This window comes from Micromonospora sp. NBC_01699, from assembly GCF_036250065.1.
Classification (GTDB): domain Bacteria; phylum Actinomycetota; class Actinomycetes; order Mycobacteriales; family Micromonosporaceae; genus Micromonospora_G.
The window spans coordinates 1,660,738-1,677,010 of record NZ_CP109199.1; the positions used below are offsets into that span (position 1 = coordinate 1,660,738).

General features: G+C 69.8%; 18 protein-coding genes and 1 pseudogene. 13 read left to right on the plus strand and 6 right to left on the minus strand.

Going from position 1 to position 16,273, the window contains the following annotated elements; all coding sequences use genetic code 11:
• The first annotated feature begins 397 nt into the window (after positions 1-397).
• Positions 398-1,333, plus strand: a complete 936-nt coding sequence (locus OG792_RS07505) for a DUF2332 domain-containing protein (protein ID WP_329108497.1) — start codon at positions 398-400, stop codon at positions 1,331-1,333.
• 37 nt (positions 1,334-1,370) lie between these two features.
• On the opposite strand, the gene OG792_RS07510 is transcribed toward OG792_RS07505, so the two are convergent.
• A complete protein-coding gene (locus OG792_RS07510) occupies positions 1,371-2,648 on the minus strand; it encodes an MFS transporter (protein WP_329108498.1) in 1,278 nt (425 codons plus the stop codon).
• Positions 2,649-2,925: 277 nt separating this feature from the next.
• Here OG792_RS07510 and OG792_RS07515 point away from each other — a divergent pair, with 277 nt between their 5' ends.
• The 6 genes from OG792_RS07515 (at position 2,926) to OG792_RS07540 (ending at position 7,242) form a co-directional block, all read left to right on the plus strand.
• Entirely contained in the window at positions 2,926-3,285 is a 360-nt protein-coding gene (locus OG792_RS07515; RefSeq protein WP_329108499.1) for a GntR family transcriptional regulator, read from the plus strand.
• Positions 3,282-4,196, plus strand: a complete 915-nt coding sequence (locus OG792_RS07520) for an ABC transporter ATP-binding protein (protein ID WP_329108500.1) — start codon at positions 3,282-3,284, stop codon at positions 4,194-4,196. The genes OG792_RS07515 and OG792_RS07520 overlap by 4 nt, the downstream gene beginning before the upstream one ends.
• Positions 4,193-4,888, plus strand: coding sequence for an ABC transporter permease (locus OG792_RS07525; protein WP_329108501.1), 696 nt, complete (start codon positions 4,193-4,195; stop codon positions 4,886-4,888). The genes OG792_RS07520 and OG792_RS07525 overlap by 4 nt, the downstream gene beginning before the upstream one ends.
• Before the next feature lie 138 nt (positions 4,889-5,026).
• Positions 5,027-5,323, plus strand: coding sequence for a DUF5522 domain-containing protein (locus OG792_RS07530; RefSeq protein ID WP_329108502.1), 297 nt, complete (start codon positions 5,027-5,029; stop codon positions 5,321-5,323).
• 11 nt (positions 5,324-5,334) lie between these two features.
• Complete coding sequence (gene lhgO, locus OG792_RS07535; RefSeq protein WP_329108503.1) at positions 5,335-6,537, plus strand: L-2-hydroxyglutarate oxidase; 1,203 nt, start codon at positions 5,335-5,337, stop codon at positions 6,535-6,537.
• A 138-nt stretch (positions 6,538-6,675) separates the two neighbouring features.
• Complete coding sequence (locus OG792_RS07540; protein WP_329108504.1) at positions 6,676-7,242, plus strand: hypothetical protein; 567 nt, start codon at positions 6,676-6,678, stop codon at positions 7,240-7,242.
• 181 nt (positions 7,243-7,423) lie between these two features.
• Here the strand turns inward: OG792_RS07540 and OG792_RS07545 are convergent, their stop codons facing one another.
• The 5 genes and pseudogenes from OG792_RS07545 to OG792_RS07565 form a co-directional block, all read right to left on the minus strand.
• Positions 7,424-8,110, minus strand: coding sequence for a metal-dependent transcriptional regulator (locus OG792_RS07545; RefSeq protein WP_329108505.1), 687 nt, complete (start codon positions 8,108-8,110; stop codon positions 7,424-7,426).
• 316 nt (positions 8,111-8,426) lie between these two features.
• Positions 8,427-8,705, minus strand: a complete 279-nt coding sequence (locus tag OG792_RS07550; RefSeq protein WP_329108506.1) for a hypothetical protein — start codon at positions 8,703-8,705, stop codon at positions 8,427-8,429.
• Positions 8,706-8,976: 271 nt separating this feature from the next.
• Positions 8,977-9,213, minus strand: coding sequence for a hypothetical protein (locus OG792_RS07555; protein WP_329108507.1), 237 nt, complete (start codon positions 9,211-9,213; stop codon positions 8,977-8,979).
• Positions 9,210-10,438 (minus strand): annotated as a pseudogene (locus OG792_RS07560) (helix-turn-helix domain-containing protein). Before OG792_RS07560 ends, OG792_RS07555 begins: the two are co-directional and overlap by 4 nt.
• Positions 10,431-10,613, minus strand: a complete 183-nt coding sequence (locus OG792_RS07565) for a hypothetical protein (protein WP_329108508.1) — start codon at positions 10,611-10,613, stop codon at positions 10,431-10,433. Before OG792_RS07565 ends, OG792_RS07560 begins: the two are co-directional and overlap by 8 nt.
• A gap of 673 nt (positions 10,614-11,286) precedes the next feature.
• On the opposite strand from OG792_RS07565, the gene OG792_RS07570 reads away from it, so the two are divergent.
• From OG792_RS07570 to OG792_RS07595, 6 genes are all read left to right on the plus strand, one after another.
• Positions 11,287-12,063, plus strand: a complete 777-nt coding sequence (locus tag OG792_RS07570; protein WP_329108509.1) for a helix-turn-helix domain-containing protein — start codon at positions 11,287-11,289, stop codon at positions 12,061-12,063.
• Positions 12,060-12,242 (plus strand): DUF397 domain-containing protein, encoded by a 183-nt coding sequence (locus OG792_RS07575; RefSeq protein ID WP_329111149.1) that lies wholly within the window; start codon positions 12,060-12,062, stop codon positions 12,240-12,242. Before OG792_RS07570 ends, OG792_RS07575 begins: the two co-directional genes overlap by 4 nt.
• Positions 12,243-12,512: 270 nt before the next feature.
• Positions 12,513-12,689 (plus strand): DUF397 domain-containing protein, encoded by a 177-nt coding sequence (locus OG792_RS07580; protein WP_442932449.1) that lies wholly within the window; start codon positions 12,513-12,515, stop codon positions 12,687-12,689.
• A 106-nt stretch (positions 12,690-12,795) separates the two neighbouring features.
• Complete coding sequence (locus tag OG792_RS07585) at positions 12,796-13,998, plus strand: helix-turn-helix domain-containing protein (protein WP_329108510.1); 1,203 nt, start codon at positions 12,796-12,798, stop codon at positions 13,996-13,998.
• Between the two features lie 126 nt (positions 13,999-14,124).
• Complete coding sequence (locus tag OG792_RS07590; RefSeq protein ID WP_329108511.1) at positions 14,125-14,982, plus strand: sulfurtransferase; 858 nt, start codon at positions 14,125-14,127, stop codon at positions 14,980-14,982.
• A gap of 85 nt (positions 14,983-15,067) precedes the next feature.
• Positions 15,068-16,249, plus strand: coding sequence for an acetoin utilization protein AcuC (locus OG792_RS07595; protein ID WP_329108512.1), 1,182 nt, complete (start codon positions 15,068-15,070; stop codon positions 16,247-16,249).
• Positions 16,250-16,273 lie beyond the last annotated feature (24 nt).

Genomic DNA, 16,273 nt, shown 5'->3' on the forward strand with positions numbered 1-16,273 from the left:
AAGCCCGGCGTTCCGCGGTCGTGAGGCGGTCTACCGGGGTTCGGCTCCCGTGCGGTCTCCAACGTCGTGTTATCCACAGTTGAGGGTGAAGCCCCCCGGCCTGCCCGGGTCGGGGGGCTTCGACGAAAGCTGGAGTCGGCGTACGTGCCGACGCGCGTTCAGTGGGGTGGCTCCAGTTCCGGACCGGGGCCACCCCTTTCACGTGTGGTGCACCCCTTCAGCAGGGGCCCGACCATCGACGATCTTGCACTTGTGGCGCCCGGATTAGGGCCCTCATCCGGATTTGTTCACCACCACAAGTGCAAGATCGTCGCGCCGTTTGGTGTGCGGCGGGTGGGAGTGGGTCGGGGCGGTTTACGGCGGGTGGGGGTGGGCGGGTTCCTGCGATCATCGGGGCATGACGATCTCCGAGAGCTACGCCGCCTTCGGCGTACGCGAGGCGCGCGGGGAGTCTCCCGCGTACGAGCGGTTGTCCCTGGCGGTGTCCCGCGACGACGAACTGCTGGCGCTGCTCCGTACGCTGCCGCCGGCCAAGCAGCAGCCGAACCTGCTGTTCGGTGTCGTACGGTCCCTCGGTGGACCGGTCGAGGATCCCGCCGCGTTCCACGAGTACGCGCTGGGCAACTGGCCATCGATCGAGGCGGGGATCCTCGTCCGGGCGACCCAGACCAACGAGGTCGGCCGGTGTGCCGTACTGCTGCCGGTGCTCGCCGCGCTGCCGCAGCCGCTCGCGCTGATCGAGGTCGGCGCGTCCGCCGGACTGTGCCTCTACCCGGACAGGTACGCCTACCGCTACGGCGACCGGGTGCTCGGTACGGGCGAGCCGCTGCTCGACTGTGCGGCGACCGGAGCACCGCTACCGACCGACCTGCCCGAGGTGGTGTGGCGGGCGGGCCTGGACCTGAACCCGCTCGACGTGACCGATCCCGCCGACGTCGGATGGCTCGACTCGCTCATCTGGCCGGAGCAGACGCACCGCCGGGACCGACTCCGGGCCGCGGTCGCCGTCGCCGCGGCGCAACCGCCGATACTCGTACGCGGTGATCTGGTGGACGACCTGCCGGCGCTGGCCGCGCGGGCACCGGCCGACGCGACGCTGGTGGTGTTCCACACCTCGGTGCTGTACCAGGTGCCGAAGCCGCGTCGGGAGGCGTTCGTCGAGCTGGTACGCGCCCTGCCCGGTCACTGGGTCTCGAACGAGGCGTCGGACGTGCTGCCCCACGACGGGCTGCCGGAGCCGCCCGGCGAGGCGCGGCACAACCTGCTGGCGTTGGACGGCAGACCGCTGGCCTGGACCCGCGCGCACGGGCAGGCGATGACCTGGTTCGGGTGACGACCTCGGGCTGGCATCGCCGAGATAGACAGTAGAGTCAGTCCGTCGGCATGTCCCGCATCCGGCGCAGCGGCGAGAAGTAGACGAACAGGGCCGCACTCCAGGTCCCGAGTACGCAGATCAGCAGTGTCGGACGCAGGCCCAGCTGACTGCCGAGCAGACCGCCGAACAGGGCGCCGAGCGGCACCGCTCCGAGACAGATCCACAGGAACGACGCGTTCACCCGGCCGAGCAGTCCGGCCGGGGTGATCCGCTGCCGGTACGTCATCGCCGCCACGTTGAACAGGACCGAGTTGGCGGAGAACGCGGCCAGGCCGATGCCGTAGAGCAGCACGCCCCAGCCCGGTTGGGCCAGCGGCATGAGCAGGTACAGCGGACCGGGCGCGGCCATCGCCACCCAGATGATCCGCGCGGATCCGATCCACCGGGACAGCCGGCTCGCGTACGCGCCGGCCACCAGGCCGCCGAGGGCGCTGAGGCTGAAGACGGCTCCGACCAGTGGCGGCGACGCGTGCAGCTCGCGGACCATGAAGGTGACCTCGACGGAGGCCGACGCCATGACAAAGAAGTTGGACGTGGTGGTGCAGGCCAGGATTTGGCGCAGGACCGGCTGGCGGCGGATGAAGGCCAACCCGTCGGTCATCGCGACCCGCAGCGGGACCCGGCCCTCGGGTTCGGCCGGCTGCCGTTGCGCCGGTGTCTCCCGGATCAGCCACAGTGACAGCGCGCTGAGCAGGAAGGCGAGTCCGTTGCTGAGGAAGGTCCGGGTCGCGCCGACGAGTCCGACCAGCGCGCCGCCGACGCTCGCGCCGACAAGTTCGGCGAACTCCTGGCTCATCCCGAGTTTGGCGTTGGCGTCGACGAGCTGGTCGGCGACGACGAGCCGGGGGAGTTGGCTGCGGTAGGCGACGGTAAACAGGACGGTGAGCACCCCGCCGAGCCCCACGACGAGGTAGAGGTACCACAGGGTCAGCTTCCCGGCGTACGCGACCAGCGGCAGCGACAGCATCAGCGCCATCCGGCCCAGGTCGCAGGCGATCATCAATCGTCGCTGGTCGACCCGGTCGGCGAGGATCCCGGCGGGCAGCGAGAACAGCAGGTACGGCAGCCAGGCGAGGAAGGTCAGCAGGCTGATCTGGAACACGCTGGCGTCGAGTTCGTCGGCGGCGAGCAGTGGGACCGCGATGCCGGCGATCCGGGTGCCCAGCTCACTGACCGTCTGTCCACTCCAGAGCAGCAGGAAGTTCCTGCTGCGCCAGAGCGACGGCGGCTCGACCGGGCTGGTTGCCGTGGCTGGTGCCAGTTGTCGTGTCACCGGTTGCCGATCTGTGCGGGGAGATGGCCGTCCCGTCGATCTCTCGGGTCCGCTGGCACCCTACCGACGGCCCCACGAGCGCCGCACCGTAATTTGCCCACCCCGCCCGCCCCGGCCGGCATTGATGACCAGAGCGGAGTGTCGGGGTGGCGACGGTCACCGGGGGTGGGCGGGATCCGGCCTTGACATCCGGCCGGCCTGGTTACATGGTTAGTTACATGAGTAATGAACCGGCTAACCTTGACCGGCTCGGCCTCCACCTCGGTGGGTGCGGGTGATGGAGGAAGGCCGACCGATCTTCCTCCAGGTCGCGGAGCTGCTGGAGACCGCGATCATCGACGGCAGCCTCGCCGAGGAGGCCCAGGTCCCCTCGACCAACGAACTGGCCGCCTTCCACCGGATCAACCCCGCCACCGCCGCGAAGGGCGTCAACCAGCTTGTCGACGACGGCGTTCTGTACAAGAAACGAGGAATCGGGATGTTCGTCTCCACCGGCGCCCGCACCCGGCTGCGGGAACGGCGCCGTGAAGAGTTCGCCAACCAGTACGTCCGACCCCTGCTCGCCGAGGCGCGCAAGCTCGGCATCGATGCCGAGGAACTCAAGTCGATGATCGACCTCCGGGAGGGGGACCGATGAACCCGGTGGTGACCGCACGGGGCCTGTCCAAGCGATTCGGTCCGACGACCGCGCTCGACAACGTCAGCTTCTCCCTGGCCGAGAACACCATCCACGGCCTGCTCGGCCGCAACGGCGCGGGCAAGACCACCCTGATGCAGATCCTCACCGGGCAGAACTTCGCCACCGCCGGCGAGCTGTCGGTGCTCGGCCAGCACCCGTACGAGAACAGCGGGATCCTGACCGGGATCTGCTTCATCAAGGAGAGCCAGACCTACCCCCAGAACTTCCAGGTACGGCACGCGCTGGCCGCGGCCCGGCTGCTCTTCCCGCACTGGGACGGGGAGTTCGCCGCCTCCCTGATCGACGACTTCCAGCTGCCGCCCCGGCGACAGGTGCGCAAGCTCTCCCGGGGCATGCTCTCCGCGCTCGGCGTCACCATCGGACTCGCCGCCCGCGCACCGCTCACCTTCTTCGACGAGCCGTACCTCGGGCTGGACGCCACCGCCCGGCAGATCTTCTACGACCGACTGCTCGCCGACTATGCCGAGTATCCGCGCACGATAGTGCTCTCCACCCACCTCATCGACGAGGTCAGCAACCTGATCGAGCACGTGTTGCTGATCGACCGGGGGCGGATCCTGCTGGACGAGAGCGCGGAGGCGCTGCGTACCGAGCTGGTGACGGTCTCCGGGCCGGTGGCGGCGGTGGAACAGGCGGCCGCGTACGCGCAGGAACTGCACCGCGAGCGGCTGGGCAACCTCGCCCGGGTCACCCTGCGGGGGCCGCTCGACCCGGCCACCCGCGACCGGATCACCGGCCTCGGACTGGAGCTGACCCCGGTCCCGCTACAGGAACTGGTGGTCCGGCTCACCAGCACGTCGAACGGCGCCGGGAACGTCCGTACGGTAGGCAAGGGGGACATCCGATGAACCGCGTCATTCCCGCGACCCGGATCCATCTCATCACCTGGCCGACCCTGGTCGCCTGGCCGTGGGGCATCCTGCTCTCCAGCTTCGTGATCAACCTGGCCCTGTTCAGCGTGATCGGCGACGAGATCCCGGGCGGACCGCAGACTGGCGGCCTGGTCAGCATCTACATCGTCACGATGATCAGCGCCGCCCAGTCGGTCTCCCAGTTCTTCCCGCTCGCCCTGGGGCTGAGCCTGACCCGGCGGACCTTCTACGCCGCCATCTCGCTGCTGCTGCTCGGCGAGTCCGTGCTCTTCGGGACCGTGCTCTACCTGTTCCAGCTGGTCGAGCGGGCGACCGACGGGTGGGGCATCTCCCTGCGCTTCTTTGCCCCGTCGTTCATCACCACCGACAACCCGGTGGCGCAGATCCTGATCTACACGGTGCCGTTCCTGGTGCTCGGCTTCGTCGGGATCTTCCTGGCCCTGGTGCTGCGACGCTGGGGCGTCAGCGGCCTGTACGTCCTGAGCATCGCGCTGCTGCTCCTGTTCGGCCTGCTCGGCGTACTGATCACCTGGCAGGGGTGGTGGCTGGCGGTCGGGCGCTGGCTCGGCGACCAGTCGGCGCTCTCCCTCTTCGCCGGCTGGCCGGTACTGCTCGCCCTGCTGCTGGCCGGTGCCGGCCTGCTGACCATCCGCCGGGCCACCCCGTGACCGGCAGCGGCCTGCTGACCATCCGCCGGGCCACCCCCTGACCGGTTCGGGGCAGGTGCGGGTCCGGCTCGCTCGGGGGAGCCGGACCCGCCGCGATCGGGGTGCCGGGTGCCGGCGTCGCTGGCGTAGCCTCGCGGGATGGGCGAGGGTGAGCAGGGGCGGCGACTGCCGCTGGCGCCCCGGCCGCTGGAGCGACCGCACCCGTCCCGGCTGGCACCGGACCACCCGCGCCGGACGGCGATCCTGGCCGCGCACGCGGCCGCCCTCGCCGCCGGGCAGGCCGGCTACCCGGACCCGGCGACCGGACTCTTCGTGCTCACCGCCGGCTTCCTGGCCCGCCGGGGTACGTGCTGCGGCCGGGGGTGCCGGCACTGTCCGTACGTCGACGACGAGCCGGCCGGTGACCCGGCTCCCGGCGGCCCCGCCACCCGGTAGGGTCTGCGCCCATGTCGAGGTACGTGGTCGTCGGTGGCGGCATCGTCGGGCTGGCAACCGCCCACCGGATACTCCTGGACCGGCCGGACGCCGAGGTGACCGTGCTGGAGAAGGAGCAGCGGCTGGCGGCCCACCAGACCGGCCACAACTCCGGGGTGATCCACGCCGGGGTCTACTACAAACCAGGCAGTCTCAAGGCCGAACTCTGCCGGGCCGGTAGCCGGTCCATGGTGGACTTCTGCGCCGAACACGACATCCCGGTGCAGCGGTGCGGCAAGCTGATCGTCGCCACCGACGAGGCGGAGTTGCCCCGGCTGAGGGCGCTGCACGAGCGGGCGCTCGCCAACCGGCTGCCGGTCCGCCTGCTCACCCCCACCCAGGCCGCCGAGTACGAGCCGGCGGTCCGGTGCGTCGGGGCGCTGCGGGTCGAGTCCACCGGCATCGTCGACTTCACCGAGGTCTGCACCGCGCTGGCCACCCTGGCGGGGAAGGCGGGCGCCCGGATCCGGCTCGGTGCCCGGGTCACCGGCATCACCACCCGCCGAGGGGGCCCGGCCGGCGCCGAGGAACTGGTGCTGACCAGTACGGCCGGCGAGGTGGTGGCGGACGTACTGGTCAACTGCGCCGGGCTGCACGCCGATCGGGTGGCCCGGCTGGCCGGGGTCACCCCGTCGGCGCGGATCGTCCCGTTCCGGGGCGAGTACTACGAGCTGCGGCCGGAGCGGCGGGACCTGGTCCGGGGGCTGATCTACCCGGTGCCCGATCCACAGTTCCCGTTCCTCGGCGTACACCTGACCCGGATGATCGACGGCAGCGTGCACGCCGGTCCGAACGCGGTGCTGGCACTGGCCCGCGAGGGCTACTCGTGGGGGCGGATCAACCTGCCGGAGCTGGCCGACGCGGTCGGCTATCCGGGCCTGTGGCGACTGGCCCGAAAACATTTCGGGTACGGGCTGACCGAGGTACGCCGCTCGCTGTCCCGGCGACTGTTCGCCGCCAGCCTGGCCCGACTGGTGCCGGAGCTGACCGAACGGGACCTGGTGCCGAGCGCGGCCGGCGTACGCGCCCAGGCGATCGCCCGGGACGGGTCACTGGTCGACGACTTCCTCATCGTGGCGCAACGCCGTCAGGTGCACGTACTCAACGCGCCGTCGCCGGCCGCGACGAGCTCGTTGGAGATCGCGAAGCACATAGTGGCCCGGCTGCCGGAGTAGTTTCGCAGCTCACCGTGGACGAATTTCCATCCGCCGAGCGCCTCGACCGAGTGGGGGGTTTCGCCGCTGGTGCCCGACCCCGTACGGTGTCCGACGGACTGACCGGCCGCCCCCGGCCGGGGCGAGCGGGAGGTCACTGTGCGCGGGCGGCTGTTACTGATCGGTGCGGGACTGCTGGTGCTCTCCGGCTGTGGTGAGTCGGCCGCCGTGACCCGCGATGATCCTCCGCTGCCCATCCCGCCGGTGGTCAAGCTGCCGGCGTCGGCCGCCGGGGGCGTCTGCGTGCTGCTGGACTACCCGGCGATCGAGGAGTCCATCGGCACCCGGTTCGACGTGTCGGCCGCCACCGCCTCGGGCCGGACGAACACCTGCGTGCTCCAGTCCGAGGAGGCGAGCCGCCCGGATCTGGCGCTGTCGGTGACGCCGACCACCGCTGACTCGGCGGTCTTCGCCGGTGAGATGCCCAACGGTGGGCAGAGCGTGAAGGGTCTGGGAAAGTCGGCGTACCGGCTGACGCTGCCCGTGGGCGAGGACCACGGCGCGGGGGTGGAGGTGTCCTGGCTCTCCGCGGACGGCCGGATGATCAACCTCCGTTACACCCTCGCGGCCGGCGAGGGTAAGCCGGCGGCGGACGCCCTCGCCGGCAAACTGGTCACCCTGGCCAAGGCGATCGACGCCGCCAAACCCGACGCCACCAAACCCTGACCGCCCCGCGCCGGAGCCGCCAAACATGCCGGCCACCCAACGGTGACCGGCACCGATCTCGTCGACGATCTTGCACTTGTGGCGCCCGGATTAGGGCCTTCATCCGGATTTGTTCGCCACCACAACTGCAAGATCGTCACGTCGTCTGGTGTGCGGGGGGGGGAAGGGGGTGGGGGGGTGTTCAGGAAGCGGCGACGAAGACTCGCGAGGCCACCTCGCGCGGCAGCCGGATCTTGTCACCGGAGCGGTCGATGGTGACGCCGTCGCGCTCCTGCGCCACGGTCACCGTGGCGCCCGGGTCGACCCCGGCGGCGTGGAGCTGACGCAGGACGTCACCGTCGGTCTGCACGCTCTCGCAGATGCGCCGGACCACGACCGGGCCGGTCAGACCGGGGAAGGCGAGGTTGCGTTCCGCGTCCGGGCTCTCCACGGCGGACGACTCCAGGGCGCTGCCGAGCGCCTCCAGCCCCGGAATCGGATTGCCGTACGGCGATCGGGTGGGCCGGTTCAGCAGGTCGTAGACCTTCTGCTCGACCGCGTCGCTCATCACGTGCTCCCAGCGGCAGGCCTCCTCGTGGGCCTCCTCGTAGGGCATGCCGATGACGTTGACCAGGAGCAGTTCGGCGAGTCGGTGCTTGCGCATGACGGCGATCGCGAGGCCCCGGCCGGACGCGGTGAGCCGCAGGTGCCGGTCGTCCTCCAGGGTCAGCAGCCCGTCGCGTTCCATCCGGGCCACGGTCTGGCTCACGGTCGGCCCGCTCTGGTGCAGCCGCTCGGCGATCCGCGCACGCAGGGCCGGCACACCCTCTTCTTCGAGTTCGAGAATGGTGCGCAGGTACATCTCAGTCGTATCGACCAGATCGTTCACGTCAGCCGCCCTCCCGGTGGTCAATGCTACCCCGAGTCACCGACACGGAGCCGCAGCCCGAACGGGGCGTCTCGCGCTGGTACCCACCACACGTGATGGTGTTGACCGGGTGTCGTGCCCGCCACAGATGATCTTCTGGTTGACGTAGCCACCCTCGCCGGAAACTAGCCGACCCGGAGCCGGCTGCCACGGCCGTACCAACGGTACTGGATGTGCACCGGCGGCTCGCCGGCCCACCCGGTCGGGCCGAGCGCGCCGGAAGGCCCGCCCCGAGACTGTCGACCACGGGGGAAGACGACATCCTCGGGGCGGGCGGTCAGATGGATCGTTTGATCTGTCGGAGGGGTGGGCCGTCGATCCAGTTCAGGAATCGTGCGTCGGCGATGGGGCGGGACATGCCGCCGCCGAGGGCGCTGTCGCGGAAGCTGGTCATGATCAGGTGTAGTCGGTGGCGGTCCTGTGGGCGTGGGTACCAGGACCACATGCGGCGGATGTAGATCGGGCACGGCCATTCCTGGCCGTCGTCGGTGCAGTACCAGTCTTCGTTGGGTCGGTGTAGGGCGCCCTGGCCTTCGGGTGGCTGGTCGTACTCCATGGTTTGTCACCTCCGGCTGGGTCTTGTCTCGTGGATCCTGTCGTCGGGGGGTTGGTAGGCCGTCTTCCAGGCTTTGTGCTGTCCGGGCAGGTCACGCGGGGGTAGATCGGTGCATCTCAGCCCATAAATCGCCCTGGTGCACCGCCGTCGTTTTCTTGCTGTTTGCTGCTCACGTTGCGAAGAGCTTGGCCGGTTCTGGCGAGCCGAACTTTCCGGGATCATGGGAGCCGCCATGCAACGCCCCCGACCATCGCGATCCGGGGGACGGAACCTAGATCAGGTGTACTCGTTCGAGGGACCCGTCGGGATTCCGCAGGGTGAGGCTTCCGTTCCCGTGGTCGATCAGGTCGAGTACCAGGTTGTAGGCGACCAGGGCCCGGTTGATCGTGTCGGTCTTCGTGTCCCGTGTGCGGGCGCGCGCCGAGGCGAGTGCGTCGACCGCGCGCGGCGCCAGGTTGACCGTGATCTTCGTCAGCGTCGATCGGTCCGGCTCAGGGCCGGTGGTCATACGCTCACGCCCATGTGCTGGGCCAGGTCGGCGATCGGCGGGGGTGGTGTGCCGGAGGTGCGGCGGAGGATGTCGGACATGACCTCGTGGGCGATCGGCCGGCAGCGGATCTCCGAGGGGGCGAGTCGGTCGCCGTCGACCAGCATCTCGCCGGCGTTGTGTACGTCGCCGATCTGGGCGTAGCCCCTGGCGATGTCGAGCAGGTGGTTGGCTCTCCGTTCGGGTGGCAGGGCGGCGAATTTGCGCTTGTCGATCCGCTGTTCGTGGGTGTCCACCGCCTTTCGGCCCTCGCCCAGTTCGACCGCTGCGGCTGCCCGGTGTACTTCGAGGTTGGTGGGGCCGAAGCTGGTCCAGTAGTGGTTCTGGTCCGAGCCGAGGGCGGTGGCGGGCTCGTGGGCTGCTCGGGTCAGGTCTCGTACGGTGGCGCTGTCGCCGAGTCGGGCGGCGGCCATCGCGGCTTGGAGTAGCAGCGTTCCGTAGAAGGAGAGCCGGTCCGGGGCGGCGTCGTTGGTGTCGCCCGGTGCGAGCCGGTTGGCGATGTTGATGTTGACTTCCAGTGCGGAGCGGGCTCGGCCGAGGGCGAGTAGGGCGTTGCCGACCCGGTAGGTGGCGGCTCCGACGAGTAAGGGGTCGTCGGCGCGTACGGAGACGGTCATCGAGCGGTCGGCGGCGAGCCGGGCCAGGTCGTACTCACCGAGTTTGCACAGGGCCGAGGAGGCGATCGGTAGACCTGTCCGAGCAGGTTCGCGGCGAGTTGTCCATCGTCGCCGGTGTGATAGGCGTCGGCCGCCTGGGCGTCGCGCAGCAGCTTCGGTAGCGCCCTGGTCAGCACCGTGTAGCGGGCGTACTGGTAGGTCAGCCAGGCGTGGTTGACCGCCTTGCGGAACTCGGTCAGGACGGGTGTCATGATCTGTGCGTCGAGGTATCTGCTTACCCCCACGTATCGCTCCAGGGCGGCCCGGATCTCCTCGACTTCCACCTCATCGAGGTGGCTCGCCGTGTCGGTACGCCGTTGCGGGTCTTTGCCGCGCAGTAGCTGCACGTCGATGGTGAGCACGTCGGCGATCTCGTAGAGGACGGAGAACTTGTCCAGCCGTCGCACTCCGCGTTCGATCTTGTCGACCCAGCTTTTGGACTTGCCGAGCCGGTCGGCGAAGATCTGCTGGGACAGCTTCCGTCGACCGCGCCAGTACGCGACGCGGCGCCCGATCGGTAGTTCATCCACCCGCGATCACCGCCAGGCTCCGGTGGGCCCAGTCCAACTGCGGGCACCCGTCCGGGGTGCACTGCCGGCAGGTGCCCGTCTGCCACGGGTACCGGCCCGGCTGGTGTTGCCGCCGGGTCAGATCGGCCGCTTCCCAGATCGCCGCTTTCGTCAGCGGCTCGTCCTGTCGGCTCATGACTCTCCATCCCCGGCACCGTCCTGCGCCTGAATCCGTGTGCCCCGTGCGAGCGCCTGTAGGAACTCGATCGCGCGATCCATGTACGGGCATCCGTACTGGGTGCAGTGGAGGCAGACCGGTCGCCAGAGGCGGGATCGTCGGTGTCTGGTGATCTCCTCGCGAGCGATCCACTTCAACGTGTCGAGGCTCAGTTCCCCACTCATCGGTCACGCCGTGGGGGCGCGCCGGATGCGTCCGGACATCCCGATCGAGAACAGCTCCGTCGGAAGGGCCTCTTGATTCTTGTCGTACCGGCCCTCGTTGGGCATGCGCCGCCGTGTACCGGGAGCCGGCGGCATGTCGGCCACCCCCTGGCCGGGGACCGGGGACTCGGGAGTGATCGCGTTGCTTTGTTCGTCGTGCACAGTGCTCCTCCTTCAACTCGAACGTTGGAAGCGGGGTCGCTCCGATGGGGACGGAACGACCCCGCGCAGTTCCGCCCGTCTTTCGGGGAACGAGATTCGTAGATTCGAGCGGTTCTGCTAGGTGACACTCTGCTGTCGGAACCCCTACTCTCGGAACACATAAGTCCACTTCGGGGAGTGTGCGCACTCGGACCTGGGCAGCAAAGCGCCGATCTCTAATTTGAGGAAAGGTTGGGGAACACGTGGGAATCTCAGCTTCGGAGTACATGATTCGCGATCTGAAGCGGAAACGGCTAAAGGCAGGGTTGACCCAGGCCCAGCTCGGGGAGCTGATCCACTATTCCGATACTCAGGTCAGCGCCATGGAGACGGGTGGCAAGCCCGTAACTCTGGCGTACCTGAAGCTGGTCGACCAGGCGCTTAACCTCGGCGACCACTTCGAGGTGATGTGGGAGGAACTGGTCAAGGACGCTGACGCGCCGGTCTGGCTGCGGGAGTGGCTTGCGATTGAGCGCGAGGCGAGGGTGCTGCGCTGGTACGAGCACGCCTTCGTCCCTGGGCTGTTGCAGACGGAGGCATACATGCGGGCGATCTTCTCGGCATCCCATCGGCTGCCGGCCAACGAGGTGGAGCAGCAGGTTGCCTCCCGGTTGGAGCGCCAGACCATCCTGACTATGGATGACCCGCCGGAGCTGTTCGTCGTGATCGACGCCATGGTGATCAAGCGCATGGCCGGCTCCGGCCAGGTCATGGTCGAACAGGTGGAGCATCTGCTGGCCTGTGCGGACAACCCCAAGATTCACTTGCAGGTCATCCCCATGTCGCTCGGGATGTACTCGGGGCTCGCCGGGGCATTCATCCTGGCCGACCTGCCGGAGGCTCACAAGGTTGGCTACGTTGACAACCAGCTAACCGCGCAGATCGTTGAGCGCGCGGAAGACATTGCTAGCCTCGGAGTGTCGTGGGATGCAGTCCGAGACGAGGCGCTGCCACGCAGCCAGACCGTAGAACTTCTGAAGGAAGCGGCGAAATCATGGACATGACCGGCGCCCAGTGGCGTAAGTCGACCCGCTCGTCCACCAACGGTGGGGCGTGCGTGGAGGTATCCGACAACCTGCCCGGCCGCGTGCTCGTTCGGGACACCAAGGACCGCGACGGCGGCACCCTGGCCTTCGAGCCGGCGGCGTGGAGCGCGTTCGTCGGCTTCGCTCGCCAGCCCTAGCCGGCACAGAAAAGGCCCTGGCCTGCCCTCATCGGGTGGCCAGGGCCTTTTTCATGAGTACCTGAGCCCTGGGACAGTCCGTTGACCATCGCGACCTCGGACCGGCGGAACGTGGCGTTCATGGATGGACTGCTGGGCGGGCAGGTGACCAAGGGTCCAGATGGGTCGTTGCCCTTGAGGAGGTCTGGGAAGTTGTCCGTGAGTACGCTCTACCCGGACAGTCGTCCTTGGAACTCCTATGGAAACGGCGGAGTCCTGGAGCTGAACGATGTGCCGCGCTGGCGGAAGTCCAGCCGAAGCAACGGACAAGGCGGCGCCTGTGTAGAGGTGGCCGACAACCTGCCCGGACGTGTGCTCGTCCGGGACACCAAGGATCGCGACGGCGGCACCCTGGCCTTCGAGTCGGCGGCGTGGAGCGCGTTCGTCGGCTTCGCTCGCCAGTCCTAGCCGGCACAAGAAAGGCCCTGGCCTGCCCTCATCGGGTGGCCAGGGCCTTTTACCCGGACCATTGGCCGTACCGTAGGTAGCAGGGCACCCCTCGACGGAGGGCTACATGGCGCGCAGGGCTACACGAGACACTGCCATCGGTCAGCGCATCCGCGACCGCCGTACGCTGCTGAAACTCACACTCCGCGTCGCCGCCGATCGGGCCGGCATCAGCCACACCACCCTCTCGCGCATCGAACGTGGCGAGATCAGCGCCGACAACCGCTTCACCCTGGCGGACATCGCCGAGGCATTGCGCTGTCCCGTCACAGACCTGACCGGGCTACCCGCCGCGCCCGCCGACCGGGACCAGGCCGAGGCCGGCGGCGCCGTCCACGAGGCGCTGCAAGCCGTCATCGGCGCCGATCTGGACTATCCGCCCGACTCCGAACCGGTCGCGCTCGATGCCCTGGGCCGGGAGCTGGAGTTGGTCCGGGGGCTGCGGATCAGGTGCGACTACATCGCTGCGGCGAACAGGATCCCGAATCTGATCCGGGGGTTGCACGCCGCCGCGTACGGCCAGGAACGGGAGCGTGCCCTGCGTGGTCTCGTCATCGCCGAGGACATGACATCGTTCGTGATCCGCTATGCCGGTCACCCCGGCTCGGCTTGCCTGGTCGCCGACCGCGCGCACCAGGCGGCCGAACGGCTCGATGATCCGGTGATGCTCGGCCTCGCGGCTTGGTCGCGGGGGCACGCGGCAACCGGCATGGGTCTGTATCCACGGGCGCTACAGGTGGCGCAACGAGCTGCGACCGAACTCCAGCCGCACACCGGCGAGCCGGACGCGCTGGAGATGTTCGGGCAACTGCTGATGTTGCAGGCGTTTGCGATCTACGCCCAGGGTCGCGACCTGGCCGACACGACCGAACTGGTTGCCGAGGCGGTGCGGATTGCCGAGCAGACCGGCGAGAGCGGGGCCCTGAACCTGGCCTTCGGGCCGACAAACATCCGGTTCTGGAAGGTCAGCATGCTCTCAGACGGTGACCCAGGCGCGGCCGTCGAGATCGCACGCGAGACTCAGCCGGCGGCGGTCGAGTCCCCGTCCCGGCAGTTCGCGTTCTACGCGGATACCGGCCGCGCGCTGGCGCACCTGCGCCGCGACCGGGAGGCCCTGCGGATGTTGCTGACCGCCGAGCGGTTGAGTCCTCAGCGGATGCGCTCGCCGATCATCACGGAGACAGTGCGGGGCCTGCTGGAGCGGTCGAAGCGAGGCACCGGCTGGACCGAGCTTCGCGGCCTCTGCGAACGGCTCGGCATCGGGGCGTAGACGACAGACCGTTCACGTCAGCCGCCCTCCGGTGGGCCAATCCTCCAGTCACCGACCCGGAGCCGTAGCCGAACGGGGGTGTTGCGCAGTGGTGCCGATCGAACGCGATGGTGTTGACTGAGCGTCATGTCCGCCACAGACGATCTACTGGTCGACGTAGCCACCCTCGCCGGGGAACTGGCCGACCCTGAGCCGGCCGCACCAACCGTACTGGATGTTCGCTGGCGGCTCGCCGGCCCACCCGCGCGGGAGGACTACGCCGCCGGGCACCTGCCCGGAGCGGTTTTTGTCGATCTCGACGCCGAGCTGTGCGGTGCCCCCGGCCCCGAGGGGCGGCATCCGCTGCCCGACCCGGCCGCGCTCCAGCGGGTCCTGCGCGCCGCCGGGGTGCGTACCGGTCACCCGGTGGTGGTCTACGACGGCGGCGACGGTCTGCCCGCCGCCCGCGCCTGGTGGACCCTGCGCTGGGCCGGACACGAATCCGTCCGGGTGCTCGACGGCGGATTCGCGGCCTGGGTCAGCGCCGGGCAGCCGGTCACCGCCGAGGTGCCGACCCCACCGCCGGGGGACGTCACCGTCGTACCCGGTGGTCTGCCGGTGCTCGACGCCGACGCGGCGGCCGAACTCGCCGCCGGAGCCGGCGTGCTGTTCGACGTCCGGGCCGCGCCGCGCTACCGGGGCGAGACCGAGCCGGTCGACCCGGTCGCCGGGCACGTACCCGGCGCGGTCAATCTGCCGACCACCGAGCACATCGCCCCGGACGGCAGGCTGCGGGCCGCCGCCACCCTCCGGTCGCGGTTCGCACAGGCCGGCGTCGAGCCCGGCGTACGCGTCGGCGCGTACTGCGGGTCCGGGGTGACCGCCGCGCACACGGTGTTCGCCCTGCACCTCGCCGGGCACCCCGACGCCGCCCTCTACGTCGGCTCGTGGAGCCAGTGGGTGACCGACCCGGACCGCCCGGTGGCCACCGGCGCCGGCACCTGATCCCACCGTCGGCCGGGGCCCGGTCCACCCTCGCCGAGGGCGGTTGAGTCTGGGAGCGGGCCCCGCCGCATGCGACGATGGCGCCATGTCGGATGGCACGGTGGTGGTGTGGGATGAGTCCCTGCTCGCCTACGACCTGGGTGAGCACCCGCTCGATCCGGTCCGGGTCGAGCTGACCGTCGCGTTGGCGCGAGAGCTGGGCATCCTCGACCGGGCCGGTGTCCGGGTGGTCGCCCCGACCCCGGCCGACGAGGCGGCACTGACCCGGGTGCACCGGCCGGACTACCTGGACGCGGTCCGGGCCGCACCGGACGACCCGTTCTTCTCCGGGTATGGCCTCGGCACCCCGGACAACCCGATCTTCGACGGCATGCACGAGTCCAGCGCCCTGATCGCCGGAGCCACCCTGGCCGCTGCCGAGGCGGTCTGGCGTGGCGAGGCCCGGCGGGCGGTCAACGTCGCCGGTGGCCTGCACCACGCCATGGCCGGCCGGGCCGCCGGGTTCTGCGTCTACAACGATCCGGCGGTCGCCATCGCCCGGCTGCTCGACCTCGGCGCCGAGCGGGTCGGCTACGTCGACGTCGACGTACACCACGGCGACGGGGTGCAGGAGATCTTCGCCGACGACCCACGGGTGCTCACGGTCAGCCTGCACGAGACCCCACTGGCGCTCTTCCCGGGCACCGGCTTCTCCGACGAGACCGGGGGTCCGGCGGCCAGGGGCAGCGCGGTCAACGTGCCGCTGCCGCCGGGCACCGGTGACGCCGGCTGGCTGCGCGCGTTCCACGCGATCGTGCCGTCGGTGCTGCGGGCGTTCCGGCCGCAGATCCTGGTCACCCAGTGCGGCGCGGACAGCCACCGGCTGGACCCGCTTGCCGACCTGCGGCTGTCCGTGGACGGGCAGCGGGCCAGCTACCTGGCCCTGCGGGCGCTCGCCGACGAACTCTGCGAGGGCCGCTGGGTGGCCACCGGCGGCGGCGGGTACGCCCTGGTCGAGGTCGTGCCTAGGGCCTGGACCCACCTGCTGGCGATCGCCACCGGGGAGCCGATCGCACCGGCCGCGCTCACCCCGCCGGCCTGGCGGGCGTTGGCGAAGACCCGGCGACCCGAGCGGGACGTGCCGCTGCGGATGACCGACGACGTCGACCCGGCGTACGAGCCGTGGCAGCCGACCGGCGAACCGGACGGGGTGGACCGGTCCATCCTGGCCACCCGCAAGGCGGTCTTCCCGCTGCACGGGCTGGACCCGCACGACCCCAGGGACTGACACCCGAGGCAGTGATCGGAGGCG

What these genes read in the sequence shown, in the direction of transcription:
- OG792_RS07505 (WP_329108497.1), top strand. Translation starts at nt 398, where the DNA reads ATGACGATCTCCGAGAGCTACGCCGCCTTCGGCGTACGCGAGGCGCGC.
- OG792_RS07585 (WP_329108510.1), top strand. Translation starts at nt 12,796, where the DNA reads ATGGCGCGCAGGGCTACACGAGACACTGCCATCGGTCAGCGCATCCGC.
- OG792_RS07555 (WP_329108507.1), bottom strand. Translation starts at nt 9,213, where the DNA reads ATGACCACCGGCCCTGAGCCGGACCGATCGACGCTGACGAAGATCACG.
- lhgO (WP_329108503.1), top strand. Translation starts at nt 5,335, where the DNA reads ATGTCGAGGTACGTGGTCGTCGGTGGCGGCATCGTCGGGCTGGCAACC.
- OG792_RS07575 (WP_329111149.1), top strand. Translation starts at nt 12,060, where the DNA reads ATGACCGGCGCCCAGTGGCGTAAGTCGACCCGCTCGTCCACCAACGGT.
- OG792_RS07590 (WP_329108511.1), top strand. Translation starts at nt 14,125, where the DNA reads ATGTCCGCCACAGACGATCTACTGGTCGACGTAGCCACCCTCGCCGGG.
- OG792_RS07520 (WP_329108500.1), top strand. Translation starts at nt 3,282, where the DNA reads ATGAACCCGGTGGTGACCGCACGGGGCCTGTCCAAGCGATTCGGTCCG.
- OG792_RS07525 (WP_329108501.1), top strand. Translation starts at nt 4,193, where the DNA reads ATGAACCGCGTCATTCCCGCGACCCGGATCCATCTCATCACCTGGCCG.
- OG792_RS07515 (WP_329108499.1), top strand. Translation starts at nt 2,926, where the DNA reads ATGGAGGAAGGCCGACCGATCTTCCTCCAGGTCGCGGAGCTGCTGGAG.
- OG792_RS07595 (WP_329108512.1), top strand. Translation starts at nt 15,068, where the DNA reads ATGTCGGATGGCACGGTGGTGGTGTGGGATGAGTCCCTGCTCGCCTAC.
- OG792_RS07570 (WP_329108509.1), top strand. Translation starts at nt 11,287, where the DNA reads ATGATTCGCGATCTGAAGCGGAAACGGCTAAAGGCAGGGTTGACCCAG.
- OG792_RS07550 (WP_329108506.1), bottom strand. Translation starts at nt 8,705, where the DNA reads ATGGAGTACGACCAGCCACCCGAAGGCCAGGGCGCCCTACACCGACCC.
- OG792_RS07530 (WP_329108502.1), top strand. Translation starts at nt 5,027, where the DNA reads ATGGGCGAGGGTGAGCAGGGGCGGCGACTGCCGCTGGCGCCCCGGCCG.
- OG792_RS07565 (WP_329108508.1), bottom strand. Translation starts at nt 10,613, where the DNA reads ATGAGCCGACAGGACGAGCCGCTGACGAAAGCGGCGATCTGGGAAGCG.